The sequence below is a fragment of the Mucilaginibacter gossypii genome, assembly GCF_900100945.1.
GTDB lineage: Bacteria > Bacteroidota > Bacteroidia > Sphingobacteriales > Sphingobacteriaceae > Mucilaginibacter > Mucilaginibacter gossypii.
The window spans coordinates 176,571-195,902 of sequence record NZ_FNCG01000007.1 but is presented as its reverse complement, the minus strand read 5'-3'; the positions used below and the strand labels follow the sequence as shown (position 1 = coordinate 195,902).

6 protein-coding genes are annotated in these 19,332 nt (G+C 43.6%); 3 read left to right on the top strand and 3 right to left on the bottom strand.

Going from position 1 to position 19,332, the window contains the following annotated elements; all coding sequences use genetic code 11:
- Positions 1-17 precede the first annotated feature (17 nt).
- From BLS28_RS15245 to BLS28_RS15235, 3 genes are all read left to right on the top strand, one after another.
- The gene (locus BLS28_RS15245; RefSeq protein WP_091168801.1) at positions 18-1,616 is read left to right on the top strand and encodes a solute:sodium symporter family transporter; all 1,599 of its coding nucleotides are present in this window, start codon (positions 18-20) and stop codon (positions 1,614-1,616) included.
- Positions 1,617-1,733: 117 nt separating this feature from the next.
- On the top strand, positions 1,734-3,131 hold the full coding sequence (locus BLS28_RS15240) for a glucosidase family protein (RefSeq protein WP_143020778.1): 1,398 nt from the start codon (positions 1,734-1,736) through the stop codon (positions 3,129-3,131).
- Between the two features lie 88 nt (positions 3,132-3,219).
- Positions 3,220-5,214, top strand: coding sequence for a glucosidase family protein (locus BLS28_RS15235; RefSeq protein WP_256337448.1), 1,995 nt, complete (start codon positions 3,220-3,222; stop codon positions 5,212-5,214).
- 172 nt (positions 5,215-5,386) lie between these two features.
- On the opposite strand, the gene BLS28_RS15230 is transcribed toward BLS28_RS15235, so the two are convergent.
- The 3 genes from BLS28_RS15230 to BLS28_RS15220 form a co-directional block, all read right to left on the bottom strand.
- Positions 5,387-6,076 (bottom strand): hypothetical protein, encoded by a 690-nt coding sequence (locus tag BLS28_RS15230; RefSeq protein WP_091168791.1) that lies wholly within the window; start codon positions 6,074-6,076, stop codon positions 5,387-5,389.
- Complete coding sequence (locus BLS28_RS15225; protein WP_091168787.1) at positions 6,073-15,075, bottom strand: FG-GAP-like repeat-containing protein; 9,003 nt, start codon at positions 15,073-15,075, stop codon at positions 6,073-6,075. The genes BLS28_RS15230 and BLS28_RS15225 overlap by 4 nt, the downstream gene beginning before the upstream one ends.
- Positions 15,076-15,366: 291 nt before the next feature.
- Entirely contained in the window at positions 15,367-19,233 is a 3,867-nt protein-coding gene (locus tag BLS28_RS15220) for an MBG domain-containing protein (RefSeq protein WP_091168784.1), read from the bottom strand.
- Positions 19,234-19,332 lie beyond the last annotated feature (99 nt).

Below are 19,332 nucleotides of genomic sequence, written 5' to 3'. Positions count from 1 at the left end.
AACAAAACCAGGACAGGGTGAATTGGATCATACTAACCAGTTTTCTTTTTTTTACGGGCATAGTCGGCCTGTTATCCTGGTATAAATCAAGAAAAAATAAAATCAAAACCCTTAATGGTTTCTTTTTTGCCGATAGGAGCCTGGGGTTTTTACTGGTTGGCGGAGGTCTGCTGTTTACCAATATCAATACCGCAACTATTATAGGCGAAAACGAGCTGGCTTACACCCACAATATGTCCGTCATGGCCTGGGGCATGACATCGGTACTGGCTATGCTGCTGGTATCGGAGTTTTTAATGCCCATGTACCTTAAGCTGGGCATTTCAACCACTCCTGATTACCTTACTGCCCGTTACGGCCCCGGTATCGGCAAACTGGTTTCATGCATATTCCTGGTAAGTTATATTATCAACCTGCTGCCATCGGTTTTGTACAGCGGCGCCGTTGCCTTTAACGGCCTGTTCCATTTTGGCGATGTGTGGAAAACAGATTACTGGACAACCATCTGGATCCTGATCTGGATAATGGGAACAATAGGGTGCCTGTATTCATTATTAGGAGGATTGAAAGCTATATCAACTTCAGATACCTTGCTCGGCTTCGGCATATTTGCCGGAGGCCTTCTGCTGCCTTTTTTTGGCTTGCGGTATTTGGGGCAGGGGAGTATAATGCAAGGGCTGCATATTTTGCTGAATAACCATCGTGAACATTTAAACAGCATCGGTACCGCTGCCGATCCAATCCCTTTCAGTACCTTATTTACCGGCATGCTGTTAGTAAACCTGTATTACTGGGGAACCGAGCAATACATAGTTCAACAGCTTTTGGCTTCGCGCGATTTAAAAAGCAGCCAGAAGGGTATAGCAGTAGCCTGTTTGGGTAAACTGATCTCGCCGTTATTACTAAACCTGCCCGGCCTGATAGCAGTGCATATTTTTACGCATTTGGATAACACGGCCGAAGTATTCCCTAAACTGGATAGCCTTGTATCTCCACCTTTTATCGCAGGTTATATTGCTGCTATTATTTTTGGCGCAGCCCTCACTACTTTTAATGCCGGCCTCAATAGCTCAAGTACACTGTTTATATTAAACATATATAAACCATGGGCTGAAAAGAACGGCAGGATATCTAACGAGAGGCATATGGTCCGCGCAGCGCGATTATTTGAGATCATGATCTGCCTGCTGGCTATGTTCATTGCACCTTTTATCATATTCGTAAAAAACGGCTTTTACACTTATGTGCAAATGGTGAACGGCTTTTTTAACGTGCCCATTTTTACCATTATGTTTATCGGGTTGGTTACCAAGAGAGTGCCCGCCAAAGCAGCCAGCATCGGGTTGGCCTTTTTTATTACAACCTATGCGCTTACACAAACAGTGTTTGATCTGCATATCCACTTTTTGCATATCCTCGCCACATTATTTGTGATAACCTGTGGGCTGATGCTGCTTATCGGTAAGTTTTATCCTATGGCACAACCTTACGGGCTGCAGATCAATACCCTGGTTGATATCAAGCCGTGGAAGAGCCGGCATATTTACAGTTGTATATTATTGCTGCTGATGGTGTTGATGTTTATTTTGTTTTCTCCGCTCGTACTTGCAAAATAAGTTTGGACAATAAATAAAATTATCTATTTTTATAAAATAGACCAGAATAGACCAATTATGAATTTTAAACCTTTATTAATTCACAGGCTTTTAACGGCTACGGGAATACTATGCATTTTGAGCAATTTGTCTGCCTTTGCCCAGGACGTGAAATTTTCCTCGTCTGATAAAAGAATAGAACAGGCATTTGCCTGGGCCAAAGATATGGCGCTGCATTATAAAGGACATCCTGCCGACCCGGTAGGGCCTTGGTACGAATCAGCGCTGCCCCCACGTGATGCCTTTTGTATGCGGGATGTATCTCATCAAAGCATAGGCGGCGAGATACTTGGCCTAAAGCGCGAAAACCAAAACATGCTTACCCTGTTCGCCCGCAATATGTCTGCATCAAAAAACTGGTGTTCATACTGGGAGATGAATAAAGCAGGCAAGCCCGCACCCGAAGATTACCGGAACGACCGTGAGTTTTGGTATAATCTCCCGGCTAATTTTGATGTGCTGTATGCCAGCTGGCGAATGTATTTGTGGACGGGTAATAAGTATTATATTAACGATGCGGTATTTGTCAATTTTCAGGAAAAAACAGCTAAAGATTATATCGACACCTGGGTGCTGTCGGCAGATTCTATGTTAAACAGGCCTGCGCACCCTAATGCGCCTGTGCCTTTTAATGAAAGTGATTCTTTCCATCGTTGCCGGGGATTACCTTCCTATTCGGAAGGTGTACCTAATTTAAAAACCGGTGTCGACCTGTTAGCTGCCCTTTACCAGGGATTATCAACGTACTCGGCCATATTGGCCGGCAAAGGTAAATCGGCCGAAGCCAAAGCCTATGCCTTGAACGCCGAAAAATACAGGCAGCGACTGGAAACTGATTGGTGGAACACAAAGGATAACTTGTATTTTACCTATTACGGCAAGGATGGCAAATTTGGCAGGGATGAGGGCGAGACTTTTTTGCTATGGTTTGATGCTTTGAAAGATACTACGCGTATCAAAAAAACGCTGTCTCACCTGGCCTCCAAAACCTGGAATGTTGAAAATACATCCTACCTGCCGTTAATATTTTATAATAATAACTCCTGCGACAAAGCTCGTGATTACTTGTTGTACCTATCTGATAAAAATACCGAAAGACGGGAATATCCCGAAGTTTCATTTGGTGTAATTGAAGGCATTGTGCAGGGCTTGATGGGGATAAGGCCAGATGCCCGTTCGCAAAGCATCAGTACCATTTATAAGACAACCGGTAACGGCAACGCAGGTATCAGTAATTTACCGTTGCTAGGTACAGTGATCAATGTTGTTCATCAGGGTACAAAGCAGTCTTCGCTAAACAATGCCGGTAAATTGCAGGTCAGTTGGAAAGCAATGTTTTACGGCGATTACAAACTGGCGTATGCCAACGGAAAACAGTTACCTGTTAAACATGCAACCGATAGTTGGGGTAAACACATATCTTTTGCCGAAGTTACAGTTAAACCCGGTCAGCAGCTTAATATCAACGTGAAATAATAAAATCAGTTACATTCCTATCTAATACTACTTAATGAATTTTTGCTTGCGAAAACATAGCCTAATCATACTCATTTTTCTTTTACAATTGCGTTTAGTTTCAGCGCAGCAATTGGTTTTACCACAACAGGATAACAGATGGGCTTTACAACCCGATGGAAGTATTACCTGGAATATAAACGGTCGTCTTCCACATGCCGATCATATCGAAATGTCGGGCGAAAAAGTATCGTTGTGGATTGCTTATAACGTAGATGCGGCGGGTTTATGCCATCTTTCACGCACAGTGGTTTTCCCAACATTCCGGATGCTCCCCGATGATACCCGGAGCCACATCGCGTATACATTTGATGATAATGCCCAGCCCCGGATATACGTAGATGACGAGTTACTATGGCCCGATGCTGCAAAAGGCGGAATAAGTTTACCGGTAAAAAGTATTAACCAGCACGGCTTTATGCGCATTGCTTATCGCGCAGACAGGTTAAGGCAGGTTAATATTGAGCATAGCCTGTTCCCATCAACAGATAAACCGATAGCTCTTGAAACTTATAAGTTTACCAACGTCGGCAATAAACCAGTTTCGGTAGTGATGGAGCACTTAAAGCGCGAAGTAACTACAGATACCCTTAAAAGTAAAGGCGCGCCGCACACAGTTATTATGCAATCGGTAAATGACGGTAGCAAAACATTGCAGCCCGGCCAATCATACACATTTGTTATCGACTACCAGGCTACTGATCACCCTGGATCACTAATGCCTGTAAGGGCCGATCTTGAAGAGCAGGCGCGGCAACACCGTATTGAAGAGATCCTGAGCCCTTTACAATTGAAAACACCCGATAGTGTTTTGAACGCCATGTTTGCATTTGCCAAGATCAGGGCTACAGAAAGCATTTTTAAAACAAAGAGCGGTTATATGCATGGGCCTGGCGGTTTATCGTATTACGCAGCTATCTGGGCTAATGATCAGGCCGAATATGTTAATCCTTATTTTGCTTTTTCGGGCGATAGGATAGGGAACCTGTCGGCTATGAATGCGTATCGCTTGTTTGCCGGTTATATGAACCCAGATTATAAGCCCTTGCCAAGCTCTATCGTGGCTGAGGGAGATACTGTTTGGAAAGGTGCCGGTGATAGGGGCGACCAGGCTATGATAGCTTATGGAGCATCCCGCTATGCACTTACTTTAGGAAATATCGATTCGGCAAAAAAACTTTGGCCGTTAATATCATGGTGTCTGGAGTATAACCGCAGGCACATTAATCAACAAGGGGTGGTAGAATCGCAAAGTGATGAATTGGAAGGCAGGTTTCCATCAGGCAAAGCCAATTTATCTACCAATGGCTTGTATTACGATGCCCTGGTCTCCGCGAGTTTTTTAGCCCGGCAACTACATCTGCCAAAAAAAGAAACAACACAATATGCACAACGGGCAGCAGCACTTAAAAATGCTATCGAAAAATATTTTGGGGCCGATATAGCCGGCTATCATACCTATAAGTATTATGAAACCAACACCATATTGCGCTCCTGGATCTGTGTTCCGCTAACCATGGGTATCTATGGCCGTAGCAAGGGTACAATAAATGCCCTGTTTTCGCACGAGCTATGGACTGCCGACGGCCTGGCCACGCAAGCCGGGAACGATACGTTTTGGGACCGCTCAACCTTATACGCACTCCGTGGGGTATTACAGGCTGGTGAAACCGAACAGGCGGTAAGGTTCCTGAAATACTATTCGCAGCGGCGGCTTTTGGGCGAGCATGTTCCATATGCTGTAGAAGCCTATCCCGAAGGTAACCAACGCCATCTTTCGGCAGAGAGTGGATTATATTGCCGCATTTTTACCGAAGGTCTGTTCGGCATGAGGCCTGTGGGTTTCAACAGCGTTTATTGCACTCCCCGCTTACCACAGGCCTGGGATCATATGGGACTGGATAATATTCACGCGTTTGGGACGGTTTTCGATCTGGCAGTGGAAAAAAAGGATGCAGGCCACCTGTTGATTACCATTAAACGTAACGGCCATAATTACCGGTATGTGGTTAAAAATGGAGATAATATAAAGATATCAGTATAAGTGTAGGTTCATAATTAGTCGCTGTAATGGCTCAGCTATTTAATAGGATAAGTTTAACTGTTTTGGAGCCTCATATGCTGTTAAAAGCGCACAAAAGCCTTCGATGCTTCGTGCTTCGCAACAGCGTGGAGGGAGGGATAACAGTTTTATTTAATCATTTTTAAACAACTTCTTATTTTACCTTAAAAGTGTAAACAACCGACTCAGATTTGTTTCCGGCAGCATCTTTTGTAGTAATCTTCCAATAATAAGTGGTGCCGGCGGTAACAGCTACATCATTGAGAGAAATAGCTGTTATGTCTTTTTTAAGCAAGGCCGGATTGGAACTTGTACCTAAATACACATCGTAAGTAAGGTCGAGGTTTCCCGGTGAGCTTCCCTTCCAGGTTAAATCAATTTTTCCCGAATTTGAGGTTATTGTAGTGCCGTATGCAGGGGAAATGATCTCTGCCGGAAAGGGCGCGTAGGTTACAATACCTGGCCCTGAATTGTAAAATTTCCACTGATCACTTTCGGCTGTCGCGCTGGTTGAAGTTGATTTTGAAACCACATGCCATGAAAATGGAGCACCTCTTAGCAGGTTAAGGGTAAGCTGGGTTTCAGTTGTGTTGTTGGTAGTAACAGCCAATGTTACAAGATTTTGGATCACCAAGTCATAACTATTGGTATTTGCCGAGGCGTTCCATTGAAATGTGACCGAACTTAGGGTCGGTGAAACAACAGCACCGGTTAAACAAATTGTATTTTGCGCAGGAGCATTAAGCTTAACCACCGATGGAGATGGAACGATTTCATTGTTTTTCTTCCCTCCGCAGGCACACAAAATCAGCAGCAGGGCTAATATTGAAAAATCCTTTTTCATTTTTTTTCTATCTTAAAAATTTTTACCGAATTACCCATATTTAAACGCAGCCCATAAAGCCCGGAACTAAGGTCGGTAAGGTTTAAACTAATCTTACCCGATTGATCGCCAAATTGCTTAGCATATACTTTTCTGCCGTTACCGATGTCATAAATTTCCACCGAAACATTTTTGAATATCGCATTGCCAATATTCAGGTGCAAAGTATTTTGGAATGGGTTAGGATATGGTATGATCTTATCCGAAAAATTAATTATTCTTTGTAGTACGCCCTGACACAGTTTATCGGTGGTAACCGTTAAATCGTTATTACCATCTGTTAGCGCCAACGTTATATTCCTGTTTTTTGTTGAGTAGCTGGTTCCGTTAAGTAAAATATGATACTCCTCGCCGCCGGTCATGGCAAGCGTAACTGTTTTGTTTTCATTATTTATGGTCGAGTACACCGAAAGATCTTGCGGTTGGTTCACTACAGCTGTAAAGCACTGTTTGTAATTGGACTGGCCGGCTATTGAAATACAAACAGAATAGGTGCCGGCTGTTAGGTTACTGATCGTTACATCATGCCTGAAAGTATATTGGTTATTTACACCGTTACCTGTAATGGTAGCGATATAATTTAGGTTTTGAAGGGCCGTAATATTAATTGCCCCGTTTGTTGAGCCTTTACATGAAACACTGGTTATGGCCAATTTAAAGTTGTCGGCAGGCAAGTCGGGCGAGTCTGTAATACTGATTGCAGCAGATGTTTGGCTGATATTATTTACTGTTACAATAACCATATATGATCCACTTTGCGTAGCGGTGTAATTAATTGATGTGGCGCCGTCGATTTTAACTCCATCGCGCAACCATTGGTAATAATTGCCAGAGCTCTGATTTACGGTTAACTGAACGCCGGTGCCAGCAAAAATTTTGGTTGGCCCATTGGCTGTTATGATTGGCGCCGGTACAAAGTTAAATCCAGGCCTCATTGATGAGCCGGCAGGGGCGGTTACTGCCACATTACCAGATGCACCTGTTGCCACAACAGCTGTAATGGTAGTTGGCGAAGCAATTTTAAATGAAGCTGCCGGTGTACCGCCAAACGTAACGGAAGATACCTTGTCAAAGTTTTTACCGGTAAGTGTAACGGTAGTGCCTTTTATGGCATATTCTGGACTAAAGGATGATATATATGGCTGCCCTATGGCCAGAGGATTGTTACGGACTATGGAGAGATCTCCACCGTCGACCCCTACGATGTCCGGGATGCCATCACCGTCAATATCTTCAACACTAAATGCCTTAAAAAACTTATTTATCTTCATTACAGGTACTTCATTGGCTGCAAAGGAGGCGCGGGAAATATTGCCATTGCCCTTTATATTACGGATCACTGTATGCCCTGTAACCAGGTCGGGTTTAGCATCGCCGTCAATATCAGCTATGGCAATGCCCCTTGCAGATAATAATGAGGTTATATCAACCTTGGCGCCCACCGAGCCGGCATTAATAACGCCGGTAGTACTTTTATTTTGCAGTATGGATATCCCAGGCACAGGCTCGCTCGATACAACTATGATATCTGCTTTGCCATCAGCGTTCAAATCACCGGTAATGACGCTGGTAGGCGAAGCAACGGTTGCATAATCAACATGTTTTTCAAACGAAGCCGCATTGATAATACCGGGAGCCGTGATGTTACGCAACACAGAAACTGTGTTATCCATTTTATTGCTAATTACAAGGTCGGGTTTACCATCACCATCAATATCAGTAAGATTTAAACCAGATGGCTGTGTGCCAGCCTCAAAATCAAATCGCGAAACAAATGATACTGTGCCTTTCTTACTGGTGTTTGGCAATACCGAAATACCATTTAAAGATGAATTTGCGATTAAAATTTCGGGTCTGCCATCGCTGTCAACATCTCCGGTTTCTACCACATAAGTATTTGCGCCAAACGGAGTGGAATAATAAGCAATATCAACTTTTGGGGCGAAATTTATATTGCCTGGCGTTGAACGGTTTAACAATACAGATATGCCAACGCCATAAAAACTGTAATAGCTTACTAACAGATCGGGTTTACCATCACCATCTATATCAGCCACTTTTATGATTTGAGGATCGGTACCCACGGTAAACCGGTAACTGGATAGAGTACCAACAGCTCCAAACGCGGCGGGATTAATTGGGCCGATAGCCGACTGGTTTCTAAGTACAGAAATCGTTTGATAGCCATCGTGAATTATCAGGTCGGGTTTGCCGTCACCATCAAGGTCGCCTACGCGCACATACTCGGCCATGTATCCATAAACACTTACAGGCAATTCAAAATCCTGCTCCGTTATGTCATCCTTTTTGGGTGGGTAGGTGCTGATAAATTTATCTGACCAATAACCGGTAAGGCCATTGGCTGTATTTAAAACCGATGGCGATTCATATGTAGCGCTGACAGGAACACTCACCGAAATGCTTTCTGCTGTGGCTGATTTTACTACAGCAGTTGCTGATCCGAAGGCTACGATATTCCCAGCGGCCGCACCGTTAAAATTTTTACCTTTTATGGTTACAATTGTACCCGCCGGACCTGATGCTGGCGAAACCGACGTGACAACTGGAGGCGTTAAAACAACAGCGGGAGTTGGATTATTTCTGAATATTGAAAATGTATCATCGTCCCGGTTTACAGTTACAATGTCGGGTTTGCCATCACCATCAATATCGACTGCGGCAATGCCGCTAACGTTGTTGCCGGCTTTGACATCAAATTTAGTATCGAAATAAGTATAAGATGGTGTATTTGCTGTCGATATGTTATGGAAAAGAGAAAATACCTTTAACCCGCTGCTTATGTTGAGCAGATCGGGTTTGCCATCGCCATCTATATCAGCAACCTGCAGATATTCGGAGCTTCCACCGGCATTAAAGGCTTTCTGGTTTGCCGGAAACTTAATATAATCTTCAAATGAATTTTCATTAATATTATTGCCCACAGAAATATTGCGGTGAAAATACACCGCGTTGAGGTCATAATCGATGGCCATGATATCTGCTTTACCATCGCCGTCGATATCGGCTATCTGTAAGGAGACGCCACTTAGCGAGTTTTTTAGCTTGATAGGGGAGCCCAATGAAAGATTACCGGGAACCGATTTGTTCAAGGCAATAGCAATATGGCTGTAATTATCGTTGAATATTACATCTGGTTTTCCATCGTTATTGATATCATAAAATGCATACGCATAGCTGGCCGAACCCAATGAATAAAGTGCCTGTTCAGGAAAGGAGTCGGCGTTGATCCCGCCCTGTTTACAATGATTAAGCAGGATGGTCAGGTCTCCTAATGCAATATCTGGTTTACCATCTACATCTATATCGGTTACCTGCATTTTTGAAGCATCGGGAACCGTGAAGTCTACACCCGCAGCAAATGATGAAGCGTTGATAGCGCCTTTAACAGCAGTATTTCGTAAAATTGAAACAAAGCTTTTAGGAGCGTAATAACCGCTAACAATTACATCTGGTTTTCCGTCGCCATCAATATCAGTTACAATAACCTTTTGCGGCTCCCCGTTAATAGTGAAATCAACTTTCGCGGCAAATGACGATGTTGTTATTGTACCATTCACCGAGGTATTACGAAATATCGAAATAGAATGCCTGTCAGGATTACTGATAACAAGGTCAGGCTTACCATCACCGTCGATATCGCCAACACTCACACCATAAGGTGAAGCATTGGTTGGGAAATTTACAGCCGAGCTTAAATCAGCTTCCGATACACTCTTTTTTGACTCGAACGTGGTAATAAAAGGAGTTTTAGAATAACCGGTTAAATGGTTAGCCGTATTTAACACAGATAAAGGCTGGTAAGTTGCGCTTACCGGCACAGTGATATTTAATTGCGTGGCGGTTGCTGTGTTGACTTTTGCCTGCGTAGCCCCTAAAAATACTGTATTGGCATCGGCAGATGTATTAAAATTATTGCCCTTAACGGTAACAGATGTGCCAATTGCGCCCTTGCCGGGAGTGATTGACGAAATTACAGGTGGCGGCACAACCGTTGATTGGGCAGGATGGCTACGTAATATCGATAGCGTATTGTTTTGAGTTTTTACAGATATAATATCCGGTTTGCCATCGCCATCCAAATCGCCGATGCTCACAAACGATGGGTTATTGGGAGCCGCAATGATAATTTTTGGCGCGAAAATAGCCGCAGGCACGCCCCCTAAAGGCATGATGTTGCGGAAAACAGATAAGGTATTGGATGTTGAATTGGCAGTAATGATATCCGGCCTGCTATCTCCATCCAAATCAGCAATGGCTACAGACGCTGGCCCCTCATCTGTATTTAAAATAAGTTGTTCGAGGAAGGTGGGCCGTTGATCTTGCAACGAGTTCCTGAACACCGAAACGGCGTTGCTTTGAGTGCCTGCAATAACAACATCAGGCGTGCCATTCTGATCAATATCACCTACCGCTATTGATTCGGCGCCATTAATGGCGGTTGTTTCTGTGTGACCGGCAAATGACGCTGCATCAATAATACCTGCGATTGATTGGTTTTGCAAAACCGAAAATGTAGCATCACTAAAGTTGGCTGTTAATATCTCTGGGAGGCCGTCGCCATTAATATCAGCAGTGGCTATTCCATGTGGGGTATTCCCGGTCGCGATATCTACTTTTAAAGCAAATAATATCTTACCAGGTGTACTTAGGTTTTTAAAAACTGAAACGGTGTTGGCCGCTGGATTTGTAGCAATCAGATCTGTTTTACCATCGCCGTCCAGGTCATCTGCCGCTATGCCGTATGGGCTTGCACCCGAAGCTAAAATTACCGGAGCCGCAAAAGAAATATTGCCGCCTGCTGATTTATTGAGAAAAACCGATACGCTGTTATCTCCCAGGGCGGTTACTGCTATATCTTTTAAACCGTCGCCGTCAATATCTGTAACTGTTATAGCCTGCGGGGTATTTTTAGTGGTCAGTTCAAATTTGGAAGCTAACGAGTTTGATGTAATACTGCCGTTCACAGCTGTATTTCTGAAAATTGAAACTGTATTGGCGAGCGAATTAACAACAATAACATCCGGTTTTTTATCGCCGTCAATATCACTTATGGCCGATGCCTTAGCGCCATTTGATAGCGCGAAATCGACCTTAGGGTCAAAATCGGCTGCGGCTATACTATACTTGGTTTTAAAGGTACCAACAAATGGGATTACCGAAAAGCCCGTTAAACCGGACGATGTATTTAAAACCGATATGGACTGGTAGGTAGCGCCAACCGGTACTTTAACAGATAGTTGCTGTGTTGTAGCCGCGGTAACTACAGCTTTCGTTGCACCGAAATAAACAATATTTCCTGCAACTCCGGCATTGAAATTATTACCTGCTATAACAACCGAAGTATCGATTGCGCCATAGGCGGGTGAAAAGGCGCTAACAATAGGATTAAGCGTAAAAACATAGCCATCTAAGGAGGCCTTTCCGCCAGGTACCGTTACGGAAATAATACCCGATGCAGCTGTATTATTTACCACGGCGGTTATCTTTTCATCTGAAATAACCGTAAATGACCTGGCATTTATGCCGCCAAAAGTTACCGCCGTGGCACCTGCGAAATGAGTGCCGGTTAAAGTCACTGTTTTACCCGGCCCGGCGGTAAGCGGGCTAAATGATTTAAGCGTTGGGCCTGGGAGAAATGTAAAACCTGACAACTTGCCTGTAGCGACTGGGGTTGTTATTGCAACGTCGCCAGTTGCGCCATCGCCCACTATTGCTGTTATGCTTGTCGCCGATTTAATGGTGAATGATGATGCATCAACACCGCCAAAGGTAACTTTCGTTGTGCCATTTAAATTAGTACCTGTAATAGTAATGGTGCTGCCCCTTGTAGCAGACGCCGGCGTAAACGAACTTATTGCAGGTGCATTGATGGTATTTGTTGACACAGAAATAGTGTTGCCATAAAAGGTAGATACGACCATGTCCAAACGACCATCGCCATCAAAATCTGCAACTGCAGAGCCTCCAAATCCTGTTCCGGAGATATTGGAATTAGAAGAGCCTTTAGTGTAATCAACTTTTGCTGCAAGTTGGATGGTGCCAACTGTAGATAGGTTTTTAAATACACCAATAGAACCAGGGAATTTCCCATCGGGCGCAACCAGGTCTGGTTTACCGTCGCCATTGAGGTCACCTATAGACAAGCCCTTAGGATATAATCCAGCCTCATAACCCACAGCATTGGCAAAATCAATTTTCCCTCCTGATGATGTTGTGTTCTTATAAACCAAATAAGTGCTATAACCGGCAGGCACTGTCATATCAGGTTTATCATCCCCATCAATATCTGCAATAATTACGTTTGTTGGATGATAGCCGTTTTGGTAGGCATTTACAGGAGTGAAAGAAATATGACCTATAGTACTTGTGTTTTTGAAAGTTAAATTGAATTGATTTTGAGAGATTTCGGATATTGCTATTATGTCGATTTTACCGTCGCCGTCCAAATCACCAGGGAAAACGCCACCCAGGTAGTCGGGCTTAAGAGATGTAATAACTACGGCGGGGGCAAAAGCAATATTACCGTTTGCTGTTGTGTTGCGTAAAACTGAAAATGTATTGTTTGCAGCATGCGAAACAGCAATGTCTGTTTTGCCGTCATTATCAAAATCGGCAGCTGTGACGCCGTTTGGAGCCGCGCCGTCGGCGATAGTTATAGGAGTTGCAAAGGAAAATGTTCCGGGTATGCTGGTGTTTTTTAAAATTACCACCTTTTTACCGGTTACGCTTACATAGATCAGGTCGGGCTTTCCATCGGCATCGATATCAGAAATAATGGCCCTGTCAATATTCCCTGACGGTGTAACGTCCTTATTAGTACTAAATGATGTATTACCAACTGAACTTGTATTTCTGAAAAAAGAAAATGTACTGCTGTTAAAAGCAATAATATCAGTTTTACCGTCGCCGTCGATATCACCTATTAAAACGTCTGACGGGTAGTCAGGCACAGGTATATCTATTCTTTTATTAAATGAGTTGGGCGCAAAGGGGCCTGACGCGGTAAATGTTACATCAAATATTTTAGATGAGGCTGCCATCAAACCGTTTGTAGCAACTGTGATTGGCTGATGATTTGCACCGACCGGCACCTTTACCACCAGTTGTGTGGCTGTTGCTGAGGTAACAGTAGCCTTGGCCACACCAAAAAATACAATATTGTTAGCGGCAATAGCATTAAAGTTTTTGCCCGATATGGTAACAGTTGTACCTACAGGGCCAGATAAAGGGGTAAACGAGTTTATCACTGGTGCCGGTACGCTGTACACAAAATCGGCACCTTTGCCTGTGCCATATTTTGTTATCACAACTACAGGACCGGTAGCTCCTGAGCCTACTATCGCCGTGATGCTGGTAGGTGAGTTGACCGTAAACGACGCCGCGTTTACTCCTCCAATAGTAACTGCCAACGCTTTGGTTAAATTTAGGCCGGTTATATTTACCGGTGTGCCGGAGAGGCCAATTTCCGGCGAAATGAGATTAACTGCTGGCTCGTTTATTTTATTGCGGAGTATACCGAGAGTTGGGCCTGATGTATAACTCGCCAATATCAGATCGGGTTTACCGTCGCCATCAAGATCGCTGAAAAGAGAGGGTGTATTTGTATTAAAAGCGGCGGCAGGTGCAAAAGAAAATGAACCGGGCGTGCTGGTGTTTTTTACTATATGTGTAATGTAACCTGTACTTTCAATCACATCTGGTTTGCCATCGCCATCCACGTCACTTAAAATACCTGTAGGTTGAGAACCTGTTGGGTCTGTAAAATCCCAAAAATTAAATTTCATTGATCCGGGTACCGAAGTGTTTTGCAATACCGCCAAATTACCGTAGTTTGGAAACACTATATCCACCTTTCCATCGCCATCCATGTCGCCGGCAGCCAATGTATATGAAGAAGTAGTTGTCGAATAATTTATTTGCGGTCCGAACGATACTGTCGTACTGTTTCCGGTGTTTTGAAATAAGGATATAACCGGAGAGTTATCATTGATGAGCCGGTTACTTATCGCGACATCTATTTTGCCATCGCCATCAAAATCGGCAATAGTAAAAGTATTGGGGTTGCCACCTGTGCTGAAATCGGCCTTTGGCGCGAACGCGATATCCGACGCGGTGCTTTTATTAATTAAAATTGAAAAAACTCTGCCATTGGGGTTAAGGAATATGATATCGGGTTTGCCGTCGCTGTTAATATCAGCTGTGGTAAGTGCCACCATGCCTTTAGCTCCCGTAATATTAACAGCCGCGGCATAAGAAATATTTCCTGGCGTACTGGTATTCCTCAGCACATTTAAATTTGCCTCCTGGCTGTTATAACCTACAACATCTGGTTTGCCGTCTCCATTAAGGTCTTCAACTGCAATATAGATGGCTTCGTTGCCGATATTAATATCGGCTTTTGGAGCCAGAGTGGAAGCAGAGATCGATCCCACATGGGTGTTGACGTTACGGTAAATTGATATCGCCTTGTTACTGGGATTTGAAAATACCAGGTCGGTTTTGCCGTCTCCGTCAATGTCTTTTGATCTTAGCATGCCACTATAGCTCGGTAGGGGCGCGTCTATTTCTTTTTCGAAAGCGGTAGGCGCCAGTACGCCTGCCCCATCAAAAGTTACATGGAATGCGTTTCGGGAATATGACATCAACCCTTTTGCTGTAACAGAAATCTGGCTGCTCACGGCTCCAACAGGCACAGTTATGGAAAGTTGATTAGCTGTAGCAGAATTTACAGTGCTTCTTGTATCTCCAAAAAAAATAATGTTATCCGTGGGGTTACTACTAAAATTAGATCCGTTTATGGTTACTGTTGTTCCTGGCGCGCCGCTTACAGGCATAAACGAAGATATAACAGGGGCCTGGGCAAATAAGCTGCTACTTTTAAAAATGATTACAATAGCGCAAATAAATTTAAAATGCTTTACAAAAAAGATGTTAGACATGCAGACCGGGTATTTCAAATTGTGAAAGGTTAAATTTAATTGCGAAGGTCAGATCCGGGGAGAACCAGGCCCTGCAAATTGTTCATGAATATATAGATTTTATTTGATATAGAGTATTTTGTGGGTTATAAATATAATATGTGAATGTTAAATTGGGGTTATTAAATATTGGAGGAACATCATATGACCAATATATTCCAAACGTTTTTTCAAGAGGTTTGCCGGTAGCTAAACATGCCCAGGTATACCCCCGTATTTATTGCTTTAAAATTGACGGAGTGGGGGCACTCTCTATCTTATAATGGTAACCCAACCCGATAAGGGTTTGCCGCCGTTCTTTATATCAATCAGGTAATAATAGGTTGCTGCAGGGGCGTCTTTCCCCTTATATTTGCCGTCCCATGCTATACCGTAGCCATTTGAGGCAAGGAGTTGTTCACCGTATCTGTTATATATGGTCACTACACATTTTGGGTAATCCTCTATATTTTTAATTTTCCAGACATCATTGATGCCGTCTCCATTGGGTGTAAAGGTATTTGGTATAATTAAAAGCTGGTTCACAGGCTCAATGGTAAGTGTACCGGATACATATGTTATCGCGTAGTTTGTGCTACCCGCATTGTAAACTAATATAGGATATTGGCCAGGGATTGAGTTTGCTATGGCGTCAGTAGTAACCAGTGGCTGCGGCGATAAAACCGAGGCTGTTTCCATATTTACGAAACCGCTATAGGATACTGTTAAAGCGGGGTTTTCATCACCATAATATTTCTTTTGGTTATTAGCTGTTATTGTTAATGGGGCCTGGTTAATATTAATGCTTCCCTTAATAAAACTAAGTGTATAATTATCAATGTTGAATGTGCCGCCCGCCGGAGCTGAGGGCACTACCGAAAGCGGATACATACCAACAGCCGCGGAAGATTGGGCACCGGTACCGTAGGTTAATGTTATACTGCCAATAACTTCGCCATTTTGCAACCCTGTTGATGTAAATGAGGGAGATACTGCAACGTTTAATAATGTTTCGCCATATGTTTTTTGAACGTTATTGGCGGTGATGCTTAACGGAGCAGGGCTTACCGTATTATTATTTGCCGTGGCAATAGTTTTGCTGGCCGTATTATCCGCACTAACTAATATGGCGCCGGTGTAATTACCTACGGGTGTTGTTGCCGAAAGTCGTATATAAACAGGGGTTGCCGCAAGAGTGCCTGTTGTGCCTGCCGTTACTGTTTGACTAAAGTTTACTCCGTTGGTGCTAACCTCAAAGCCTGACGGCGGAGTGATCTGTATGCCACTTGTTAAATTGGTTGCCGATACAATAAAGCCGGATGTCGCTGATGATGTGCCATATATGGTTGCGAGCGGATCAATATTGCCCGAAACTTTGATGTTTGCACTTACTGTTGTAGGCTTTACAGTTATAGTAAATGAAACAGGTTGACCGGGGCAGCTGTTAACTGGCGTAATAAAACTACCAATTGAAAATGGGTTAAGACCAACCGGTATGGTTTCGAGCTTATCGCCGGTTAGGGCGCTGATCACCGTAATGGTGCCTGAATTAGAGTTGGCAACATATACGCTTTCTCCATCGGGAGTTACGGAAACCCCCATTGGGTATTGGCCGGCGTTAACCTGGAAGCGCAGCGTATTTGAGGAGGTATTGATGGCTGTCAGGGATCCGTCGCTATAACCGGTAGCATATAGTATACTCCCATCCGGCGAAAGTGCCAGGGCAAAAGGGGCTGTGCCAACCGTTACTGTTTTTACAACCGTGTTGGTTGCGGTATTAATTATCGAAATGGTATTTGCACCTGAGTTGCATACATAAGCTGTAGTACCATCGTTGCTTACGATCACACTGGCTGGCATAGCGCCAACAGGGATGGTTTTTTGTAACTGACCGTTAGATGCGTTCATTACCAGTAAATTATTTTGCCCGTTATCTGTGGCATATAATGTGTCGCCGTTAGGGCTTAAAGCTATCATGCCAATACTAACGCCTACATGTAATGTTGAAATTATGTGGTTTGTTGCAGTGTTGATTACATACACATCGTTGTTTCCCAAATTGGGATTAATAGCTACTAAATAAAGTTTGCTGTTATCGGGCGAAACCGCCATGCTAAAAGATCCCGCAGGTACAGATATTGTTGCTGATACTGTGTTTGTAGCCACATCAATAACAGAAACCGTATTTGAAATGGGATCCGATACATATACTTTCTTTCCGTCGTGACTAACGGTTATATCCTGCGGGTCGGTTCCCATAACGATGGTTTTTATTACCTTATGAGTTGCCACATTAATAACAGATACTGATGACGATGCCGAGTTGGTTATGTACGCATAAGGAGAATTTAAAGGAGTGGCGGTAATCTTAGCAACTATAGCGCTTGCCGTATTGTTAGTGGTGGTAAAAGCAGCAATATCGCCTTCTCCATTTACCGCCAGGCCAATTTCGGGGTGGTCATTAACCCAGGTAAAGGTATTACCGCTACCGGTTAATGTAACCGGATCTGACTGCGTTCCGTTCGCCTTAACCTGGTTTGGTACAGTGTTAACCGTTGGTAGCGCGTTTACAATACCTGCAACCGCTACCTGCTGATCTGAGGTACCTGCGGACTTCAATTTCACATTGCCCGATATACCACCAACATTGCTTGACTCAGCAGAGCGTACATATATAGTTTTGCTTAAGCCGCCGCCTGATGGGTTGATGCTTAAGGTATTGCTATACCCGCTGCCTTGTGAAAGTGAAACCTCAAAACCGGCAGGGGCGGTAACGGCAACTGCGGCGGTTAAATTGCTGCCCCTAACTATAAATTGTTGTATATGTGGGGAGGTCGAGGCCGACCCAGCGCAGGCCAGTATTGTTCCGCTGACAGGGCCTGCATTAATAAGCGGGGTAGCAGCCGTTGGTTTTACAGTAATGTTGAAAGTAACCGGCGAACTGCTACAGCCGGATCCTGCGGAAATAAATTTTCCGTACGAAAGTGCGCCTGTAACAGTTTGAATTGAATTAATTACCGTGTTATTGGCCGTATTGATTACGCTGATAAGTCCATTTTGGTTCACAGCGTAGGCCTTAGTGCCATCGGGGCTTAAATTTATGCTAATAGGGTATGAGCCCCCTGGCAGTAGGATGTTTGCAACTATTGTTTTTGTTTGATTATCTATAACAGATACTGTGTTTATATCCTCGTTAGTTACGTAAAGTTTTTTATCATCGGGTGATACAGCTATACTCGCCGGGCTGTAACCTATAATTATGGTTTTGGTAACCTGATTGGTTGCTGTGTTAATAACAGTAATAGCAGTGCCATTGGTGAAAGACGCATCGGTAGTTGCATATAATTCGCTGCCGTCGTGCGCTATTGCAAGGTTTGCTGTACTTACAGTCATCGAAATTTGCCCAATTGTTGATCCTGTAATAGCATTTAAAACTGATATGAAAGTTGAGTTATGATTGGCAACGTAGAGTTTGCTGCCGTCAGGACTCAAAACAAGTCCCGATGGATTTGAACCAACATTAGTGGTTGTTATGATGTTATGAGTTTTGGTATCGATGATGTTAACAGTGCCATAATCGTTATATATATAGGCGTTGGCCACATAAACTTTACTCCCGTCAGGACTTACGGCAATGGCCCGTGGGTAGGAATTAGGGCCCGTAGGTGTGTAACCCAGTACGTCAAAAGTGGCTGCGTTAACGCTGATGACACTGCCATCATCTGGATCTGTGATATATATAATTTTTCCATCCGGACTTATGGCCTCGCCAAATGGATGATAGGTTGTTGGTGAGTTGCTTATTATTTGATTGCTGGCAAGGTCAATTAACGTTAACTGGCCGATATTACTGAGAATATAAGCTATGCCCGCTGCGGTCGGCGTAGCGGTAATAGTGGCTGTAACAGGGGTATTGCCTGTATTTATTGCTTCAAACGCCTGTATATTGCCGGCACCCGTTGCTGACAACCCGATAGATGGATTGTTGTTTTTCCAGATGTAGGAGCACCCTATACCCGGAAATACAGCTGGTGTTGTTAAATCGCCGTTAGTTACTGTTTGGTTTGATTGCGCGGCCGTTTGCACAAGGAAGGAGAAAAAAAATGTTATGAGCAGCACAACATATAAAAGCCTTTGCATTAAAAAGGGAGTAGGTTTAAACACATTTCAATAAGATAATACATCAAATTTACAGTTTTTTGTAATCAACACCGGTTATACTTCGAAAATATGTAGTGA

Coding starts and splice junctions, on each gene's coding strand:
- BLS28_RS15230 (WP_091168791.1), bottom strand. CDS start 6,076: ATGAAAAAGGATTTTTCAATATTAGCCCTGCTGCTGATTTTGTGTGCC.
- BLS28_RS15225 (WP_091168787.1), bottom strand. CDS start 15,075: ATGTCTAACATCTTTTTTGTAAAGCATTTTAAATTTATTTGCGCTATT.
- BLS28_RS15220 (WP_091168784.1), bottom strand. CDS start 19,233: ATGCAAAGGCTTTTATATGTTGTGCTGCTCATAACATTTTTTTTCTCC.